This window comes from Lactobacillus sp. (assembly GCF_051873315.1).
Taxonomy (GTDB): Bacteria; Bacillota; Bacilli; order Lactobacillales; family Lactobacillaceae; genus Lactobacillus.
This window is the reverse complement of the sequence record NZ_JBJEES010000004.1, coordinates 1-17,256: the sequence shown is the minus strand read 5'-3', so window position 1 is coordinate 17,256 and position 17,256 is coordinate 1. Positions and strand designations below refer to the sequence as shown.

Sequence of the window (17,256 nt, the reverse complement as noted above, 5' to 3'; positions counted from 1 at the left end):
ATCTTCCAAACTATATCTGGCAAAAGCCTCTTTACTCCGTCAACCGCCAAATCGCGGTCAACCAGTCTGTATTCGTATTCCATAATCTTCTCCGCTCAAGAAAGAAAACGCGGTCCCGGCTCCTGCCAGGTCCGCGCTTATTTTCCGCCCGTTAAACCCCGAAACGATGGTTGTGTTTCAACCAGTCCTTGACCACTTCCTTGCATACGGCATAAATGCCGATCAAAAGAACGGTCGCAATCAACAATGCAAACATTTCCTCTGGATAGATAGAAACGACGATTGCAAATACAACGAATGCTACAAAGCATACCAACAAGTCAATAATCTTCTCGCTAAGCATCATAATCACCCGATTTCTACGGGACTTAGCGGGCGGGTTTATACTTTTATTATACGCCAGCTTCCTGGAAAATGCACTCTTGCCCCAGCCTAATCGCCTTAGCATCTGGTCGGTGGCCAATAAATTCAGTCCTGGCAATTGGAACATTTGCCGGCAGCAGGTCCAAGAGAATTTCTGCTGGCAAATGACTTGCTTTTAACCTGTCCAGCTCACTAAAGGTGCCGAGCAAAACACCGCTGATCTGGTCAAAAATCCCGGTCTCCCGGCACTGTTCAAGTAGACTAGCCACCAATTCTGGCCGGCCCCGGTAAGCTTCCAGCAACAAAATGCTGCCTGTAAAATCCGGCCAGTAGGGCGTCCCTGCCAGCTTCAGCAGGCAGCGCAGGTTGCCCCCGTAGACTGGACCTGCCATTTTACTGCCTCGGACAAAAGTTACGTCTAGCTCACCGAGCTCTTTTGCTACTTCTTTTCCAGCCAGCAAGCGGTCAAAGTAGCCGCTTTTCAGCAAATCCTTGTTGACCAGGCAGTTGCGCAGCTGGAAGTTGACCGCCTTGTTGCCGTTTTTAGCCAGGGCTGTCAAGATCGTGGTCAAATCGCTGTAGCCGTAAAAGACAGCCTGGCTGCCTTTGATCTTGCCTAGATCCAAATGTCCTAAAACAGTATTAGCCAAGTCCCCGCCAGAGATGTCAAAAATATGTCCCATCTCCGGATCTAAGAAGAAGCCCTCCAGTTCCCGGGCCCGCTTTTCTCCCCGGCCAATTAAAGTGTCATCGGTCAAAAATTCACTGACTTCGACTTCCAGTCCCCGGTCTTCCAAAATCTTAACCAATTGGTCAACAACTGGCAGATATGCTTCTTTTAAAGGATTTGAACACCCGACCAAGGCTGCCTTCATTATGCCATCTCCTTTTTTCACATAAGCAAAATTATGTAAAGCTGACCTTCTATTGCCGCAAGCCCTTAGGATAGTAGTTCTTCAGCTGCCCTTTGCCAGATAATTTCCCAAAGCTGAAAATCATCCCCCGGCAGGAAACCAAGACAAAGCCCTTCAAACTGGAGTTAACTTGCAGGCTTTCCCCATGCAGGTAGTGGTCATATTCTTCTTCAGTCAGGTCAACCACTCTTTCCTGGTCAACCTGCCCTAAAACTTCCGCCAGCTGGTGGCTTGGCTCAAAGCGCTTCTTCTTCAAGATTCCCAGTTCCAGGCCGTTGTTCAAAACCTTGATCCCCTTTAATCTATCGGGCGCAAGCGCCGGCACAAAGACGTGATCCTGGCTCTTCAGCATCTGGCTAGGCCAGGAAGCTAAACTTTCCGGCCAGTTGAAGCCGGCAATGGCTTCACTGATATAGCCGGATTCTTCCTTGCCCGGCCGCTCCAAGCTGTTTTTATCTTCTCTCTTCTTGCCTTTGCCCTTTTTCTTCTTATCCTTGTTTTTTCTGGCAGGAGAAAAAGCTTCTGCTGCTTCTGCTTCATAGCTTTCTTCGCCAGCAGCCTTTTGCAGACTGGCCACGAATTGGCCTTCACCGACTCCGTCTTGCGGCCAAAAGCGGGCGCACTGCTTTAAACTAGCATCCCCGTTGCCCCATTCCGGTCTGCCGGCCGCTGCTTTATCAGCCTTTATTGGCAAAACTTTAAAGCCGCATTCATCCATCAGCCAGCTGACGATCTCCTCGTCTTCTTCTGGTGAAAAGGTGCAAGTCGAATAGAGCAAATAGCCGCCTGGCTTCAGCATCTTGACCGCTTCAGTCAAAATTTCCCTTTGCCGGTCAGCACAGAGGGCGACATTCTCCTGGCTCCAGTACTTGATAGCGTCATCGCTCTTTCTGAACATCCCTTCCCCGCTGCATGGCGCGTCAACTAAGATCGCGTCAAAAAAGCCCGGAAAACGACTGCTCAAGGCAAAAGAATCGCAGTTGGTGACGACAGCGTTAGCTACGCCCCACCGCTCCAGGTTTTCCCGCAAAATTTTGGCCCGGGAAGGCGAGATTTCATTGGCTACCAGCAGCCCCTGCCCTTCTAATTTCTGGGCTAAAGCCGTACTCTTCCCGCCGGGAGCCGCGCACAAGTCTAAGACCTTGTCGCCGGGCTTAACCGGAATCGCTTGCGCCGGGAACATGGCCGCCGGGTCTTGCGAGTAAACAAGGCCAGCGGTCCATTCCGGGTCCTTGCCGGAAACTTCACCGTAATAAGCGTTAGGGATGCCGGGTACTGGCTCTTCTTGCGGATAAGTGACTGCACCCGTCTTTAATGTATTGATCCGGTAGGCCTTCTTGCTTGGCTCTTTTAAAGATTCAAGCAGCTTGCCTGCTTCTTCCTGGCCAAGCAGGCGGGTAAATTTCTCTTTAAACTGGTCTGGAATCTCAAGCATCCGCCATTTTCCCCTTTCTGTACAGATAAACTATCATCGCGACATAAACCGCCAGTTCAACCACGACTGTTCCCAGCAAAAGCAGGGCCAAAATGCTCCGGTTGCCATAGTAGGCCTTCCATACCAAAAGGAAGTAGGAGGCAAAGCCTTCCAGCACCATAAAGACGATAAAGCGCCCGCTCCGGTTCAAAAGGAGATTAGACAAAAGATCCCCTTTTACGTGACTCATGTCCGCCTCTTTCCAGGTCAGCCAGGCAATCAGTCCCATCAAAAGGCCCCCGATTCCCAGCAAAAAGAGGATCAAGATAGCTTCCGGCATGAGCAGCGTCAGCCGTCTTTGCCTCCCCCGCTTGACAAAGTCCGGCCAGTAGGTCTCACTCTTCAAGTGGCTGGCGATCTTGCCAATCGTCTGGCTGCTGGCGTCAACGTACAAGGTAAAGTGGTTCATCCGGCTTTGCCCGGTTTCCTGGTTAACTCCAGTCGTTAGGTAGTAGGCCTTGCTGGACTGATATGGAACAGCTTTAAGGCTGCCGACAACTGAGTAGTACTGGCCATTGGCAATTAAGTAAGTATTGCCCTGAGTCCTAATCTGGGAAGCCGCGGAAGATGGGGAGACCGCCGCGATGGTGACCTGCCCCTTGAAGTCGTCTTCACTGAAAAAGCGGCCGCTTGAAACAGGGAAATAGTTGAGGTCACGGTTTTGCGACCAGACCAGAACCTGGTTCTTGTCTTCCTTGCTCTTGAACTGCATCTGGATGCTTTCCTTAGGGAATTCCTTCTTGACCCACTTAAGGAAGGAAGCAATCGTCATCGTCTTTTTGGGCTTGACGATCCGGGCCTCCATGCTCATCCCCTGCGCCTGCAAAATTTGGTCAGCCAGCTGGGACTGCATGTTAGAGCAGACTATCCCGATCATGATAAAGAGGAAAAAGGTGGACAAGATAACAAAAAGTTTGTGCCTTTTCATCAGCTCACCTCAAAAAATTTTTCCTTGATGAAGTCGTATGATTTGAAACTGCGGTTGATCTTTCTGAGTTCACTTGATCTGACAAAATGCTTTTTGGACCAAAATCCCGGCGAGTTGGTGACTCCTTTTTCCCCGATAAACAAGAGCCGGGCCGCTGGAGCATAGTGCTGCTTGGCGGCAATGAGTTCCAGATCAGCCTTGCCGAAATTCGGTGCCCAGGAGCAAAGAATCAAGTCGCAAGCCGCGTACTTCATGATTGCCTGGTCAGCCGGCAGGTTTTCAACCCGGTAAAAAGGCTTCTTGCCGGTCTGGGAGCTCTTAGACCATTCTAAAGAGTCCGTAGCCCAGACTTGGATTCCGGCCTCACTTAAGGCTTTAGACCAGTATGCGTTGCCGGCCATGACTTCCAGGGCAGTTTCAACGCCTAATTCATCTCTGATCAGCTGAGCCGTCTCCATGTTGGGCAGAGACCAGATCCCATATTCCAGGGACAGGTACTGGCGGACATTGTTGAGTAGGTTGTTTAAAGCCCGCAGGTCCTTGATCTGGCTTTCAGACAAGTCCCAGGTCATTTCAGCAAAACGCTCATCACTGATGCCCAGGCTTTCCGGCGCGAAAAGCAGCATCCGCTGGCTGGATACGCACTCGTCGATCATTTTGATCTCTTTCACTTGCCGGTCTAATTCAGGATCAGCAAATTCTTTGGCTAAAGCAGAAATTTTTTCAATAAATTGTGTCATATGTATTCCTCACCAGTTGATTTTATCATTTACTTGGCGTTTGAGGTAGCCTGGACGATTGCAAAAAAAGACCCGGCTTTTTGCCAGGTCTAAACGATTCAATTACTTACAGATCTGCCGCCAGGTCGGCCATTTCTTCGTCAACCCCGTTGGCCAGCAGCATGTCACGCGTCTCAAGCTTAGCTGCATTCTTCTTTTGCACCGGCTTTGGAGCCGCAAGACCAGTTGCCTGCTCGGTCATCTTGCTGCTGACGCCATTGGCAATCATGGTGTCCATCAGCATGCTTTCTTCCTTGCTTCTCATTTTAAGCAGCCCTTCTTTCTGTAAAGCGCTTTTTTGCTTAAGAATATTATAGCACCATTTTAAACGCGAAAGCTGATTTTATGCTAATGACAGCGATTTCCTTATTTTCCAAACTTTTGCCAGGCTTTCCCTAAAAAATTAATTTCCCGTCCGCTTTTATTTTTTAAGCACTTTCTTGAAAAAAAGTCCCGCTTGCTAGTAAACTAGATAAGTGTACAAACAATAGAAAGTGGGTCCAACATGTTTTTCTTCTTCCTTGAACCAGTATTGATCTACAACTGGCTCCTTATCTTGGCCGCGGTCATCCCGGCCATCTTTTTGATGATCAAGGTCTACCAATCTGACCGGCTGGAGCCGGAAAGTCCCTATATCCTGCGAAGAATGGTCACCGGGGGAATCTGGTCGGCCGTAACCGCCGGCATCCTTGAGTGGATTGCCAACGGCGTCTTAACTTCTTTTGTCTCCCAAAAAGACCCGCTCTACAACGTCATCATGTACTTCGTAATCGTCGCTTACGCTGAAGAAGGGTCTAAATACTTCTTCTTAAAACGCCGGTCCTGGTTCAGTCAGGAATTCAACTGCCAGTACGACGGGGTCGTCTACGGTGTCTTTGTAGCTTTAGGCTTTGCCCTTTGGGAAAACATCTCCTACGTCACCATCTACGGCTTCTCTACTGCCTTAGTCCGGGCCGTAACAGCCATCCCTGGCCACGCCTGCTTTGGCGTCTTCATGGGGATCTTCTACGGCTTAGCCCGCGGCTATGCCTACCTGGGCAAAAACATCCGGTCCAAGTTCTTCCGCGTCCTTGCGATCGTCATTCCAGCCGCCCTGCACGGTAGCTACGACTATGTAGCATCGCTTAATTCCGCTGACGGCCAGTGGATCTTCCTGGCCTTCATCGCCGTCCTCTTCTTTATCTCCTTCCATTTGGTGAACAAGATGTCCAAAAACGACAAGTACTTCCAAATCGACCGGCGGAATTACCGCTTCTAACATGAAATATTTTCTAGCAAAAAATCTGTCCCCGCCTCCCTGGCAGGGGCAGATTTCTTTTTGCCCAAATATATATTAGTCCAGTTCTGCCAAATCGTATGGCGTTTCCTGGTAAACGGCGTAGTTGATCCAGTTGCTGAAGAAGGTTGAGGCGGCCAAACTCCAGGTCAAGCGCGGCTTTTTATCCGGGTCGTCAGCTGGGAAGTAGTTAACCGGCAAAAGCGGATTGATTCCAGCTTTAACGTCTCGATGGTATTCCTCAGACAAGGTGTCTCTGGAGTATTCCAGATGGCCAAAGCTGTAGATCTGCCGCAAGTCTCTGCTTGCCGCGATCGCTACGCCAACTTCCGCTCCCTCTGCCAAAATCTGCAGGCTGCTGCCTTTTAACTGGTCTGGGTAAATCGTGGTATAGCGGGAGTGCGGACAGCGGTAGGAGTCGTCAAAGCCGCGAAGAAGCGGACTAGTCCCTACTACTTCCTGCTCATAAATGCCGGACAGCTTCTTTTCCAGGGGCTGCTTGTCGATCCCGAAATGGTAATGTAGTGCCGCTTGCGCCCCCCAGCAAAGGTGGAGGCTGGAGTAGACATGGGTCTTGGACCATTCCATCAGCTGACAAAGCTCGCTCCAGTAATCGACCTCCTGAAAAGGCAGCTGTTCAACCGGGGCGCCGGTGATGATCATCCCGTCATAGCGCTTCTCCTTGATGTCAGCAAAGGTCCGGTAGTAGTTCTGCAAGTATTCGTTAGAAGTATTTTTTGACTTGTGGCTGGCCATGTAGAGGAATTCAACTTCCAGCTGCAAGGGCGTGTTGGCCAGGTGGCGGAGCAATTGCACTTCCGTATTGGCCTTCTTAGGCATCAGGTTTACCACCAGTATCTTTAAGGGCCGGATGTTCTGGGTCATGGCTCTTTGTGAGTCCATGACAAAAATATTCTCCTGCCTTAATACGTCAATGGCGGCTAACTGTTTGTCTAAAGTAATCGGCATAGTGCGTTCTCCTGTCTAAATTCTTTTGTTTAATTTACCATTCTTTCTGAAAAAATGCTAACAAAAGAATTAAGATTTTTGAACTTTTTTAAAAAGAAAAAGCCCGCCAAAGCGGACTTTCTTCTAGCAGACATGTGATAGTCAAATTTACTGTTTTTAAATTAATCTTCGATGTTGAAGACGACGGACTTGACCCGGGTCATGGCTTGAATGGAGTACTTGACCCCCTGTACGCCAGCCCCGGAGCTCTTTACGCCCAGGAATGGGAAGTTGTCCGGACCTCTTTGGGTCTTGTTATTGATGTGGACCGTGCCCACTTCCAACTTGCCAGCGATGGCAAAGGCCTTTTCAAAGTTCCGTGAGAAGACAGAGCTTTGCAGGCCGTATTCTGATTCGTTGGCGATCTTGACAGCTTCATCAGCTGACTTAACGCGGATGAATGGCAATACTGGCCCAAATGGTTCTTCCCAGGCCAGACGCATGTCGGTCGTCACTTGGTCCATCACCATTGGGTAGATCAAGTTGCCTTCGCGCTTGAAGTCAAACAGAGGCTTAGCGCCCTTTTCTTCAGCTTCTTCAATCAAACCTTGCACGTAGTCGGCAGACTTGGTGTCGATCAAAGGAGTGATGTCAGCGTTGTCTTCTGGCATGCCAACCTTCAAGTCCTTGACCAGGGCGTTGACCTTTTCGATCAATTCGTCAGCCACGCTATCCATGACCAGAACCCGCTTAACGGCAGTACACCGCTGACCGGAGTAGCCAAAGGCGCCGGCAACGATGTTCTTGGCCGTCAAGTCCAAGTCAGCGTCTTCCAAAACGATAGCCGCGTCCTTGCCTCCAAGTTCCAGCATGATTGGCCGCATCCCGGCCAGTTTGCCGATATTCTTGCCGACAGCACTGGAACCAGTGAAGTTGATGAAGTTGACTGCTGGGTGTTCAACGATGTAGTCGCCGATTACCCGGCCCCGGCCAGTAATGGTGTTGAAGACGCCGGCTGGCAGGCCAGCTTCCGCGAAGGCCTTGGCCAAAAGCAGACCGGAAATTGACCCTTGTGTCGGCGGCTTGAAGGCCACCACGTTCCCGCCCATCAAGGCTGGAGCGATCTTGGAGCCGGCCAGATTGACCGGGTAGTTGAATGGGGAAATTGCCAAAACCAGGCCAACTGGTTCCCGGCGGACAACAGCAATCTTGTTCTTGCTTGCTGCTTCAAAGTTGCCGCCTTCCATGACTTCCCCGTCCAAAGTTACGCCGACCTTGGCCGTATATTCAACGATTTCAGCCGTCCGGGTGACTTCGCCGATTGAGGACTTGAGGCCCTTGGCGATTTCCTTGGACAAGGTAGAACCGATCTTTTCAGCGTCCCGGTAGAGGATGTCAGCTGCCTTTTGCAGGTATGCGGCCCGTTCAACGTATGAAAGAGCCCGCCAGGCAGGAAGTGCCTTCTTGGCGCTGTCCATTACGTAGTCCACATCTTCGTGGGACATGGCTGGAACAGTGCCCAGGGACTTGCCAGTTGCTGGTTCAAAAATTTCAATAGCGTCAGCAGAGTCCCGCCATTCGCCATTGACATAGTTTAAATAGTGTTCTGTCAAGAGAGCAACTCCTTTCTTGGATCTAATCACATTTACATTCTAATGCTTTTCTAACCATTTTCAAGCCCTTTTGCAGAAAAAGTACCTACCAATTTTTAGATTAGAGCAGACCATGACCTTTAAGGTACTGGCGGGCCACCTTGCTGGCGCTTTCGTGCTTGACGGTCACCTTGTAGTTCATTTCCTGCATTTCAGATTCAGTGATCTTGCCCGCCAGTTTGTTCAAGCTTTTTACCACGCCGGGATGCTTTTTAGCAAAAGAGCTCTTCATCAAAGGCGCTCCTTGGTATGGCGGGAAAAAGCTCTTGTCGTCCTTTAAGGCGACTAAATCATACTGCTTGATCTGCGGGTCGGTCGTGTAGCCGTCAACGACCTCGACCTTGCCGCTGGCAATGGCCTTGTAGCGGAGGGCTGATTCCATGGTCTTGACCTTCAAGTTCAGGCCGTATTCCTGCTTTAAGCCCAGGTAGCCGTCCTGCTGGCTGGCAAAGTCCGGGTCAAAGGCAGCAGTCAGAGTAGAATCCAATTTGGTCAAATCGCTCAAGGTTTTTAAGTTGTATTTCTTGGCAAAGGACTTCTTAACTGCCAGGTCGTAGCCGTTCTGGTACTTCATTGGCGGCAAAAAGGTCATCTGGTATTCCTTTTGCAAAAGTTTTTTAGACAGCTTGTAAGCCTTAACCGGGTCATGGGGAGTGGCAACTTTTTCCTTGACCAGACCTTGCAAGACAGTCCCGGTAAATTCCGGATAGATGTCGATCTTTTCCGTCTTTAAAGCATTGAACAAGAAGCTGGTCCCGCCGAAGTTGTTCTTGACGGTCACCTTGACATTGGGATTGTCCTTTTCAATCAAGTCCTTATACATATTGATCAAGATATCGGGTTCACTGCCCAGCTTGCCGGCAATGACGATTTCTTCTTGCTTTGGAGCAAAAAGCTTCGGTGCCTGGCTGATTCCAAGGCCGATGGCAAAAATCGCCAAAACAGCCGCCGTGATCTGGAAATGCTTTTTAGAGGAAGACATGAACTTGAGCAGGCCGGACATGGCCAGAGTCAAGATGGCAGACAGACCGGCACCAATCAAGAGATAAGTGTTGTTGTTCTGCTGGATCCCGATCATGATGTAGGTACCAAGCCCGCCGGCCCCGATCATGGCAGCCAGGGTGGCCGTCCCGATGATCATGACTAAGGAAATGCTGACGCCGGAAAGAATCATGGGCAGGGCCATGGGAACTTCTAATCTGAACAATTTGCGTCTTTTGCTAAGGCCAAAGGCGTCGGCCGCTTCTTCCAGGTTGGGGTCGATATTTCTCAAGGCCGAGTAAGTGTTCTGGTAGATGGGCATGATCCCGTAAGCCGTCAAGGCGATCAAGGCTGGAGTCGTCCCGATCCCGACCAGGGGAATCAAGAGGCCAAGCAGGGCCAGGCTTGGGATGGTCTGGATGATGCTGGTGATTTGGAAGACTACTTCCCCTGCTCTTTTGCTGTGGGCCAGGAGCATCCCCAAGGGAATGGCAATCAAGCAAGAAATTAAGAGGGCTTCAATAGATAAGAGCAAGTGCTCGCCCAAAGACTGCATGATTTGCCCCTGGTGGGTGGATATGGTATTAATCAATTCGTTCATTCTTTAGTCCCCCAATTTTCCGAAGTAGCGAAGCAGGTCGCTCGCCTTAATCTGATAATTTTCCCCCTGGTAGGCAAATTGCAGATAGCCATCAGTTTCCGGCAATTCAGCGATCTCTTCGACTTTTTCGACTTGCGGCAAGCCATCTCCTGTAATTTTCTCTACGTAAGGACTGGCCAAAAGCTCAGCCATAGTACCCAGCCGCGGCCGGGCGCTCTTGAAGAAGTCAGCCACAAAAGAGTTGGCCGGCCGCTGGACGATGTCTTCCGGGCTGCCGACTTGGAGCAAGTGCCCGTCCTTGACGACCCCAATCCGGTCGCCTAAATGCAGGGCTTCCTGCATGTCGTGGGTGACGAAGACTACTGTAGTTTTATTTTGCCGGTGGAGCTTAAGCAGGAGCTCTTGCTGCTGGCGGCGCAGGACGGGGTCTAGGGCGCTAAAGGATTCGTCCATCAAGATCAATTTTGGCTGGCTGGCCATGGCCCGGGCAATAGCGACGCGTTGCTGCTGGCCGCCGGAGAGCTCCCGCGGAAGCCGGGAGATGTACTTGTTGCCTTCAAGGCCAACTTGGTCTAGTAAAGTTAAGGCCCGCTTACGGCGGTCAGCTTTTTTGACCCCGGCTTCTTCCAGCTGGATGGTGATGTTGTCGCCAACTGTCAAGTTGGGAAAGAGGCTGCTGGTTTGCAGGACATAGCCTATATGCAGGCGGAGCTGGCGCAGGTCGTGGTCCTTGACCCGCTTGCCGTCCATGTAAAGGTCTCCATGGGTGGGTTCAGTCAAGCGGTTGATCATTCTGAGCAAAGTCGTTTTCCCGCTCCCGCTGGGGCCGACTAAAACGAAAAGTTCGCCGTCATTGATGGTTAAGTTGATCTTTTCCAAGATGACGTTGTCTCCATAAGCCATCCCGACGTTGCGGTATTCAATCATTTCTTTCTCCTTAGTAAATTTCCTCTGTGATCATGATTTACTTTTCTTGATTCATGTAACTCTAAAAGTTTCTTGTCTAATCATATTACCTTTAGCAAAAGTTGTAAAGTCAAAAGATACAAGTTTTTTGCTTTTTCTTTGGAAGCATTCTGTTTTTATTGCCCGAACATCCTTGAAATTTAGAGCTTATAATGAAAGAGCTAAGTTGTTCCCACCTTGCTTTTGCAAAAATCAGCTAAAATACTGCTTAAAGTGCAAGTTAAAAAGGACTTGCTTTTTACGCATCTCTGCTCTATATTAGTAATTAGAAAAGTTACATGTGCAAGGAGCAGAAAGATGAAAGTATCGACCCGTTTCAGTGACAGCATCCACCTGCTGGCCTTTCTGGTGATCTATAAGGGAAAGATTACCCTCTCCAGCAACAATATCGCTGGCTCGTTAAAAACATCACCCGTGGTGGTGAGACGGTTAATGTCCAACTTGAGGGATGCCGGTTTTATCAAAACGACCCACGGGTCAGCAGATCCGGAGCTCTTAAGAGAACCAAAGAACATCAGCCTGCTGGAGATCTATCTGGCAACTGAAGGAAGCAGTCCCCTTTTCGCCATCGACCATGAGACCAATCCAAAATGCATCGTCGGTGGCAACATTCAGCCAACCTTGACTGACTACTTCTCCCACGCGGAAACCGCGGCGGAGGCAATTTTAGGCAAGATCAGCCTGCAGGACGTGATCGACACGATTTTGGTCAAGGAAACTGCTAAAAAGCAGGCAGAAAACTGTAAAGCAAAAGAATGAACAGATAATGCGAGGAAAAGAAATGAAGTATACAATTACTGGCGCAACTGGCCACTTAGGCAGAGAAGTTGTTAAAGCTTTAAGCAAATTAACTGATATCAAGAACATCCGCCTGGCTGTTCGCAGCCCCCAGAAGGCGGAAGATTTTGCAAAAGCTGGCTATGAAGTCATGCATAGCGACTACTACGATGTTCCATCAATGGTCGAGGCTTTTACCGGAACAGATGTCTTGATTTATATTCCCAGCATTACTTATAACGTGGGCAAGCGGATCGAGGAATTCGAGAATTCCCTGGCAGCAATGAAGGAAGCCGGAGTCAAGCACCTGGTTGACGTCAGCTTCATGGCTGACCAGGCCAACAACCCCTTCCAGATGGCAGGCTACTACGCCTACCTGCCGGCGCGGCTGGCTTCTAGTAAGTTGTCCTATGCCGTGGTCAAAAATTCCCTTTACGCTGACCCCCTGGTCCCTTACCTGCCAGAATTGATTGAAAGAGGCGACGTAATCTACCCGGTTGGCGACCAAGCGATGAGTTTTATCTCAAGGAAAGACAGCGCGGAAGCTATTGCCAACGTTGCTGTCCGGCCATATCTTAGAGACAAGGGGCAGATTTACCTTCTGACCCAGGAAAAGAACTACAACATGGTTGAATTAAGCCGGATCATGACTGAGGTTACCGGAGAAAAGATCGGCTACCAACCGGTCAGCCTGGAGGAATTCGCGGATATCTACCGCTCTGAAGGCGACGGGGATGAACTGGCCTCCATGTATAAGGCGGCAGCCATGGGCTTGATGGACGGCGTTACTGACGACTTCTGCCGGATCACTGGCCATGCCCCGCAGGATATGAAAGACTTTTTGGCAGAGAACTATAAGAAATAAAGAAAAGGATGCAGCTCTAGTGAGTTGCATCCTTTTTTGCCTTATTCAGGCAAATCTGCCGTATGTTCCAAGCGGTCGATCCGCCGGTCTAAAGTTGGGTGGTCAGAGATCAAGTTGGTCCACCAGTGCTTGACCTGGAAACTGTTAAAGGCCAAGGCTGAAACCATTGGGTTTTCCTTTTGCTGCTGGTATTGCTGCTCAATGGCTTCCAGCTTTTTCAAGGCACCAACGATGTATTTTGGATTTCTGGTCAAATCGACTGAGCCGATGTCAGCCAGGTATTCCCGCTGCCGGGACATGGACAAGTTTAGCAATTTGGCGATTGGCAGGGCAACGATGAAAAGGCCGGCGCCGACTGCTAAAGCAATCGAACCAAAGAACCAGCAAATGCACTTGGTGATGACCCCGCCATCCATTTTAAACAAGGTCCAGCCAAGAGCCAGGAGGTAGATCGCCGCCAGGTAGATAAAGCTGGACAGAGCTGAGGTAATCGTCGTTACCCGCAAGTCATAGTTACGGATATGAGATATCTCGTGACCGATCACGCCTAGGAGTTCATCATGGTTCATGATTTTTACAAGGCCGGAAGTGACAGCCAGGCTGGCATGCTCTGGATCACGGCCGGTCGCAAAGGCGTTAGGGATATTGCTTGGAATGGCGTAGACTTTTGGCATAGGGATGTCGGCGGCCAGGCTCATCTCCTCCACCATTTCGTAGAGTTGAGGGACGTTGTCTTGGGTGATTTCCACCGCATGGGTGATCCGCATCAAGTGTCTGGTCGAATAAAAGTAGATATAGACCATGTAAATGATTCCCGCGGCTAAAAAGATCCCGCCGGCCCAGATGGTCAAGTAGACTGTCAAAAGGCCGGAAATAGCCAATAACAGGGCTGTGAAGCCGCCCAGCACGATCCAGGTATTGCGCTTGTTTTGCTCGATTTGCTGATAAAGCATATTCCATCCTCAATTCTTTTCATAAAGCTAATTAAAGGATACTAATTGGATGGCTTTCGCGCAATAGATAATTACAGAGCTTTTTACTTATATTGCTTGCTAGGTTAAAAATAAGACTCCGAACGATATATTATCATCCAGAGCCTAGGGGCTAGTGCTTATATAAATTGAACTTTGTGTCGATTGCTAAAATATAGAAAATGTTGCTATTGATTTTACCAATTACTCGACCTTTGTCATTTAACCGAAATACCCAGTAGACGTCACCACAATCTTCTAAACGTCCGGAGCTTGAAAAAAATGGGTTAATGCTTAAAGAAACAACATTATCAGGAAGTTGTTCGAGGCCTTGCTCTTTTGGCCAGCCTAAGACAACTGATATTTCTTCAATTGAAAGCTTTTCTATTTTCTCCAACAACTTCGCTCGGACACTCTTGTTGATATTATAGTTGTTTTTATCGAGATTGTATTGTTTATCTCTTGTGAGAAAAGAAAAATTAAAGGCAAAATATGTCTTATACGTTCTTCTGATTCTTGAGCCATTAGACTTGCGTGTCCGAAAGTTGCTTTTAATCATCGACAACGAACACCTTACTGTAAAACGATTTTATCTTTTCGTCGCTGATCACATGGCTTTGCGGAGTGTCTTGCCACGGTTTCTCGTTATGTGTTTGAAGCATCAGATCATACGCTGAACTATGCCCATAAATGTCGTAGATACTGTTTAAGATATCAGCAGTTTGTTGGTCGTTCTGCAATTCTTTATAGTCTTCTACTGCCTGTGGATCTTTCGAAATGTCGCCAACAATTTCTCTTTGGCCTTTGTAACGATCATGAACTTCCTGCACAACAGGACCATACTTCCATGCAACAATATCGTTATCAAACATCCGCTTGCCCGTCACTACCAAACTAGCAGCTTGAATATAGTATAAGAGCTTCATGGCTTTCATCTGTGTTAATTCTTCAGCATTTGGGTCCAAACGTAACTCAGCGTTGTTTTTTACCCGCAACCAATTCACAACCTTAAAAACACTATAAGTCATTTTTCTACCCTCATTCATTAACCTTTATTTTGCCTATTATTATACGTTCAACACAGTTTGTCTCGCAAGCTACAGGCTTTGTCTTTCAATCCCCGTTCTACCAGCATTTCACCATTTAGTTATTTAGGTTAAGTACGCCCTGCTTCAGCCTTTGCATCCCGTCGATTACCAATTCTTTCGGGCAGGCCAGGATTTCCGGCGCGATCTTAAAATCCATTTCAGCGATCCACATCGGCAGCTCGTTTTCCTTTAAGCCGCCTCACTTGATGGAATTGCCCTGCCGCTTTGGCACATTAGCCTTCAATCTCTTTAATCATGTTGTACCAGATTTCCCCGGCATGCTCTGACTCAGCTTGCCCATGGTTGACGTAGCCATTCTTTTCGTAAAATGGTACCCGGTCTTCCAGGCAGGTCAAGGCGATCCGCCCCCGCTTCATTTCCTTAGCAGTTTCCGCGAATCTGGCCAAAAGCTGGCTCCCGATCCCCTGCCCCCGGTAATCCGGGTGAACAGCAATAGTCAAAACCATTTGGTTACCACCAAGTCCTGGCAGACTTTCCGTTTCTTTCTCATACATCCAATCTTCAATGTAGTCGTACTTGCTAGCAACGACTGGGCCGGTAATGAAGCCAATAACTTCATCTTTCAAATTTCTGGCTACCAAAAAGCTCCCGGTAAATTTCTGAATTCTCTCTTTGTACTGAGCGGGACTACCGGCTTCTGCCTCATTGAAGCCAGCTCTTTCAATTTCCACGATCCTGCCCAAATCTTCTGCTCTTGCTTGGTCGAATTTCAATGCTTTTGCTCCTTGAATGCAAAAAGCACGCCTCTGATATCCAGAGAACGCGCCTCGTTTATTTCTTTGTAAAAATTGTCAGCCTTTAGATAGCCATAGCATTAACTTCAGCAGCCACGCCCAACTTAGCCAGAACCAAAGCTGGAGTGTTGACGTTCTTAGCTACAGCGCTGCGAACTTGCTGGTTCTTGTCTTGGGCGAGCTTCTTCAATACAGCTGCGTCTTCGCTCAGCTTGGCTGCCAGGATCCGCAGGCTTGCGTAGTTTGAGTTAGTGTGCTTGCCCAAGAGAGCAACCCATTCCTTCTTAGCTACGATTTGGTCCAGCTTCAGCCATTCAGTAACCTTGCTCTTGCCAAAGTCAGTTACTTGACCCCAGCCACTTACTTCGTAAATGGTGATGCCTTCTTGGCTTGGGTATTGGCTGGCGTTGACAACAGCGTCTTCCAGCTTTTCGTAGATAGCCAGGTAGCGGTTGTGGTAGGTCTTGCCTGCCAGGTAGCTGCGGCCTTCACGGAAGAGCTTGCCTTCCTTAGCTGAGAATACAACATAGCCCTTAACTGCTTGTTCGATAGTTACGTTAGTCATATTTACCTCTCCTTGAATAAATTTAATGACATAGTATAGTACGAATGATATTTAATTTTCCCGGCATCAAGATTCGCCTTTAGCCATAGAAAAAGCCTTGTAAGCTTCTTTTCTTTATTTCCATAAGGCAATTCCTTAATGCGTTGAAACGATTATAACAGACAATCTCCCAAAATTGTGCATAAAAATTGTTTAATTTCTTTTCTTGTTTTTCTTAAGCAAAAGACTAAAAAAGCTTCAACAAATTCTGTTGTGTGCTTAAAAAAGTAAAGTTAAATACTTGTAAAGCAATTCCAAATTATCTCTTAAAGATGCCGGGCAAATCCCCTCTTCCACCCTTTATTTTGTTATTCTGGATTTACGAAAGTACAGATAGAATAGATTAGAGGTAGAACAACTCATGAACGAGACAATCATGCAGCTGATTCAAAACTATGGCTATGTCGCCGTTGCCTTGTTGATTGCAGCTGAAAATATTTTTCCCCCAATCCCTTCAGAATTGATCCTGACTTTTACGGGTTTCCTGACCCTGTCGGCCAACCTGTCCATCCCTGGCGCGATCGTTGCCTCCACAATCGGTGCCTTCATCGGCGCGATCGTCCTTTACTGGATCGGCAGCTTCTTTGATCAAGACCGCCTTTCCCGTTTTGCCGCCAGCAAACTAGGCCGCCGCTTCGGCCTTTCCCCAGAAAAAATTGCCAAGACCGAATCCTATTTCAATGCCCATGGCCGCACAGCCACCTTCTTCGGTCGCTTTATTCCCGTCGTCCGCAGCCTGATTTCCCTGCCTGCCGGGATGAGCCGGTTCTCGCTGATCAGCTTCAGCTTCTACACCATCCTGGGCACGGCAATTTGGAACACGGTCTTGATCTACGCTGGCCGCTTTGCCGGCAGCGCCTACCAGCAAGTCGTCCAGGAATTTGAAGGCCTCAGCATGATCATTTTGCTCACCTTCGTGGTCATTGCCGCCGCTGTCTACTTGCTCAAGAAAAAGGGCTTGCTCTTTAAAAAATAATTTTTTTGCCTTTGATCTTGACAAAAATTAAATCCGTATTAGAATTTTACTTAATCAAATAACGCAAAGATGAAGAAGACGAGTAGGAAAGCACAATCTTTTAGAGAGTTGCCGGCTGGTGGAAAGGCAACAGACCCTGGCTTTTTGAATAACACTTTTTCCAGATCGCCGGCTGAAGTCGCAGTAAGCCGTGCCGCCTGCAGGACGTTACCCTGCTAGAGCATGTTGGTGCTCGAAGTGGTTCGTTTAGAACAAGGTGGGTGGTACCGCGGAAAGAAGCCTTTCGTCCCTGTAGTTTTTGGGGATGAAAGGCTCTTTTTATGCCCTTTGACAAGTAT

18 protein-coding genes are annotated in these 17,256 nt (G+C 48.6%); 4 read left to right on the top strand and 14 right to left on the bottom strand.

Going from position 1 to position 17,256, the window contains the following annotated elements:
• Window positions 1–392 precede the first annotated feature (392 nt).
• The 5 genes from ACI32D_RS00145 to ACI32D_RS00125 form a co-directional block, all read right to left on the bottom strand.
• Window positions 393–1,241 carry an LD-carboxypeptidase gene (locus ACI32D_RS00145; protein WP_439774664.1) on the bottom strand — a complete coding sequence of 283 codons (849 nt, stop codon included), beginning with the start codon at window positions 1,239–1,241 and terminating at the stop codon, window positions 393–395.
• Between the two features lie 46 nt (window positions 1,242–1,287).
• A complete protein-coding gene (locus ACI32D_RS00140; protein ID WP_439774663.1) occupies window positions 1,288–2,712 on the bottom strand; it encodes an RsmB/NOP family class I SAM-dependent RNA methyltransferase in 1,425 nt (474 codons plus the stop codon).
• Complete coding sequence (locus tag ACI32D_RS00135; protein WP_439774662.1) at window positions 2,705–3,679, bottom strand: hypothetical protein; 975 nt, start codon at window positions 3,677–3,679, stop codon at window positions 2,705–2,707. The genes ACI32D_RS00140 and ACI32D_RS00135 overlap by 8 nt, the downstream gene beginning before the upstream one ends.
• Window positions 3,679–4,419, bottom strand: coding sequence for an SAM-dependent methyltransferase (locus ACI32D_RS00130; RefSeq protein ID WP_439774661.1), 741 nt, complete (start codon window positions 4,417–4,419; stop codon window positions 3,679–3,681). The genes ACI32D_RS00135 and ACI32D_RS00130 overlap by 1 nt, the downstream gene beginning before the upstream one ends.
• Window positions 4,420–4,525: 106 nt before the next feature.
• Window positions 4,526–4,723: a hypothetical protein gene (locus tag ACI32D_RS00125; protein WP_439774660.1), complete on the bottom strand. Its 198-nt coding sequence runs from the start codon at window positions 4,721–4,723 to the stop codon at window positions 4,526–4,528.
• Window positions 4,724–4,963: 240 nt separating this feature from the next.
• On the opposite strand from ACI32D_RS00125, the gene ACI32D_RS00120 reads away from it, so the two are divergent.
• Window positions 4,964–5,716, top strand: coding sequence for a PrsW family intramembrane metalloprotease (locus ACI32D_RS00120; RefSeq protein ID WP_439774659.1), 753 nt, complete (start codon window positions 4,964–4,966; stop codon window positions 5,714–5,716).
• Between the two features lie 75 nt (window positions 5,717–5,791).
• Here ACI32D_RS00120 and ACI32D_RS00115 read toward each other — a convergent pair whose 3' ends face one another.
• The 4 genes from ACI32D_RS00115 to ACI32D_RS00100 all read right to left on the bottom strand — a co-directional run bounded on the left by ACI32D_RS00115 (window position 5,792) and on the right by ACI32D_RS00100 (window position 10,843).
• Window positions 5,792–6,703 carry a homoserine O-succinyltransferase gene (locus ACI32D_RS00115; protein ID WP_439774658.1) on the bottom strand — a complete coding sequence of 304 codons (912 nt, stop codon included), beginning with the start codon at window positions 6,701–6,703 and terminating at the stop codon, window positions 5,792–5,794.
• A gap of 161 nt (window positions 6,704–6,864) precedes the next feature.
• Complete coding sequence (locus ACI32D_RS00110) at window positions 6,865–8,295, bottom strand: NADP-dependent glyceraldehyde-3-phosphate dehydrogenase (RefSeq protein WP_439774657.1); 1,431 nt, start codon at window positions 8,293–8,295, stop codon at window positions 6,865–6,867.
• A 100-nt stretch (window positions 8,296–8,395) separates the two neighbouring features.
• Window positions 8,396–9,916: an ABC transporter permease/substrate-binding protein gene (locus ACI32D_RS00105; protein WP_439774656.1), complete on the bottom strand. Its 1,521-nt coding sequence runs from the start codon at window positions 9,914–9,916 to the stop codon at window positions 8,396–8,398.
• A 3-nt stretch (window positions 9,917–9,919) separates the two neighbouring features.
• Entirely contained in the window at window positions 9,920–10,843 is a 924-nt protein-coding gene (locus ACI32D_RS00100; RefSeq protein ID WP_439774655.1) for an ATP-binding cassette domain-containing protein, read from the bottom strand.
• A 336-nt stretch (window positions 10,844–11,179) separates the two neighbouring features.
• On the opposite strand from ACI32D_RS00100, the gene ACI32D_RS00095 reads away from it, so the two are divergent.
• Both ACI32D_RS00095 and ACI32D_RS00090 read left to right on the top strand, forming a co-directional pair.
• Window positions 11,180–11,641, top strand: coding sequence for an Rrf2 family transcriptional regulator (locus tag ACI32D_RS00095; RefSeq protein WP_439774654.1), 462 nt, complete (start codon window positions 11,180–11,182; stop codon window positions 11,639–11,641).
• A 22-nt stretch (window positions 11,642–11,663) separates the two neighbouring features.
• Complete coding sequence (locus ACI32D_RS00090; RefSeq protein ID WP_439774653.1) at window positions 11,664–12,524, top strand: SDR family oxidoreductase; 861 nt, start codon at window positions 11,664–11,666, stop codon at window positions 12,522–12,524.
• A gap of 41 nt (window positions 12,525–12,565) precedes the next feature.
• Here ACI32D_RS00090 and ACI32D_RS00085 read toward each other — a convergent pair whose 3' ends face one another.
• From ACI32D_RS00085 to ACI32D_RS00065, 5 genes are all read right to left on the bottom strand, one after another.
• On the bottom strand, window positions 12,566–13,477 hold the full coding sequence (locus ACI32D_RS00085) for a M48 family metalloprotease (RefSeq protein ID WP_439774652.1): 912 nt from the start codon (window positions 13,475–13,477) through the stop codon (window positions 12,566–12,568).
• A gap of 151 nt (window positions 13,478–13,628) precedes the next feature.
• Entirely contained in the window at window positions 13,629–14,054 is a 426-nt protein-coding gene (locus ACI32D_RS00080) for a hypothetical protein (protein ID WP_439774651.1), read from the bottom strand.
• Window positions 14,047–14,523 (bottom strand): Panacea domain-containing protein, encoded by a 477-nt coding sequence (locus tag ACI32D_RS00075; RefSeq protein ID WP_439774650.1) that lies wholly within the window; start codon window positions 14,521–14,523, stop codon window positions 14,047–14,049. Before ACI32D_RS00075 ends, ACI32D_RS00080 begins: the two co-directional genes overlap by 8 nt.
• A gap of 293 nt (window positions 14,524–14,816) precedes the next feature.
• On the bottom strand, window positions 14,817–15,317 hold the full coding sequence (locus tag ACI32D_RS00070) for a GNAT family N-acetyltransferase (RefSeq protein ID WP_439774649.1): 501 nt from the start codon (window positions 15,315–15,317) through the stop codon (window positions 14,817–14,819).
• 85 nt (window positions 15,318–15,402) lie between these two features.
• On the bottom strand, window positions 15,403–15,903 hold the full coding sequence (locus tag ACI32D_RS00065; protein ID WP_439774648.1) for a hypothetical protein: 501 nt from the start codon (window positions 15,901–15,903) through the stop codon (window positions 15,403–15,405).
• A gap of 400 nt (window positions 15,904–16,303) precedes the next feature.
• On the opposite strand from ACI32D_RS00065, the gene ACI32D_RS00060 reads away from it, so the two are divergent.
• Window positions 16,304–16,918, top strand: a complete 615-nt coding sequence (locus tag ACI32D_RS00060) for a DedA family protein (protein ID WP_439774647.1) — start codon at window positions 16,304–16,306, stop codon at window positions 16,916–16,918.
• Window positions 16,919–17,256 lie beyond the last annotated feature (338 nt).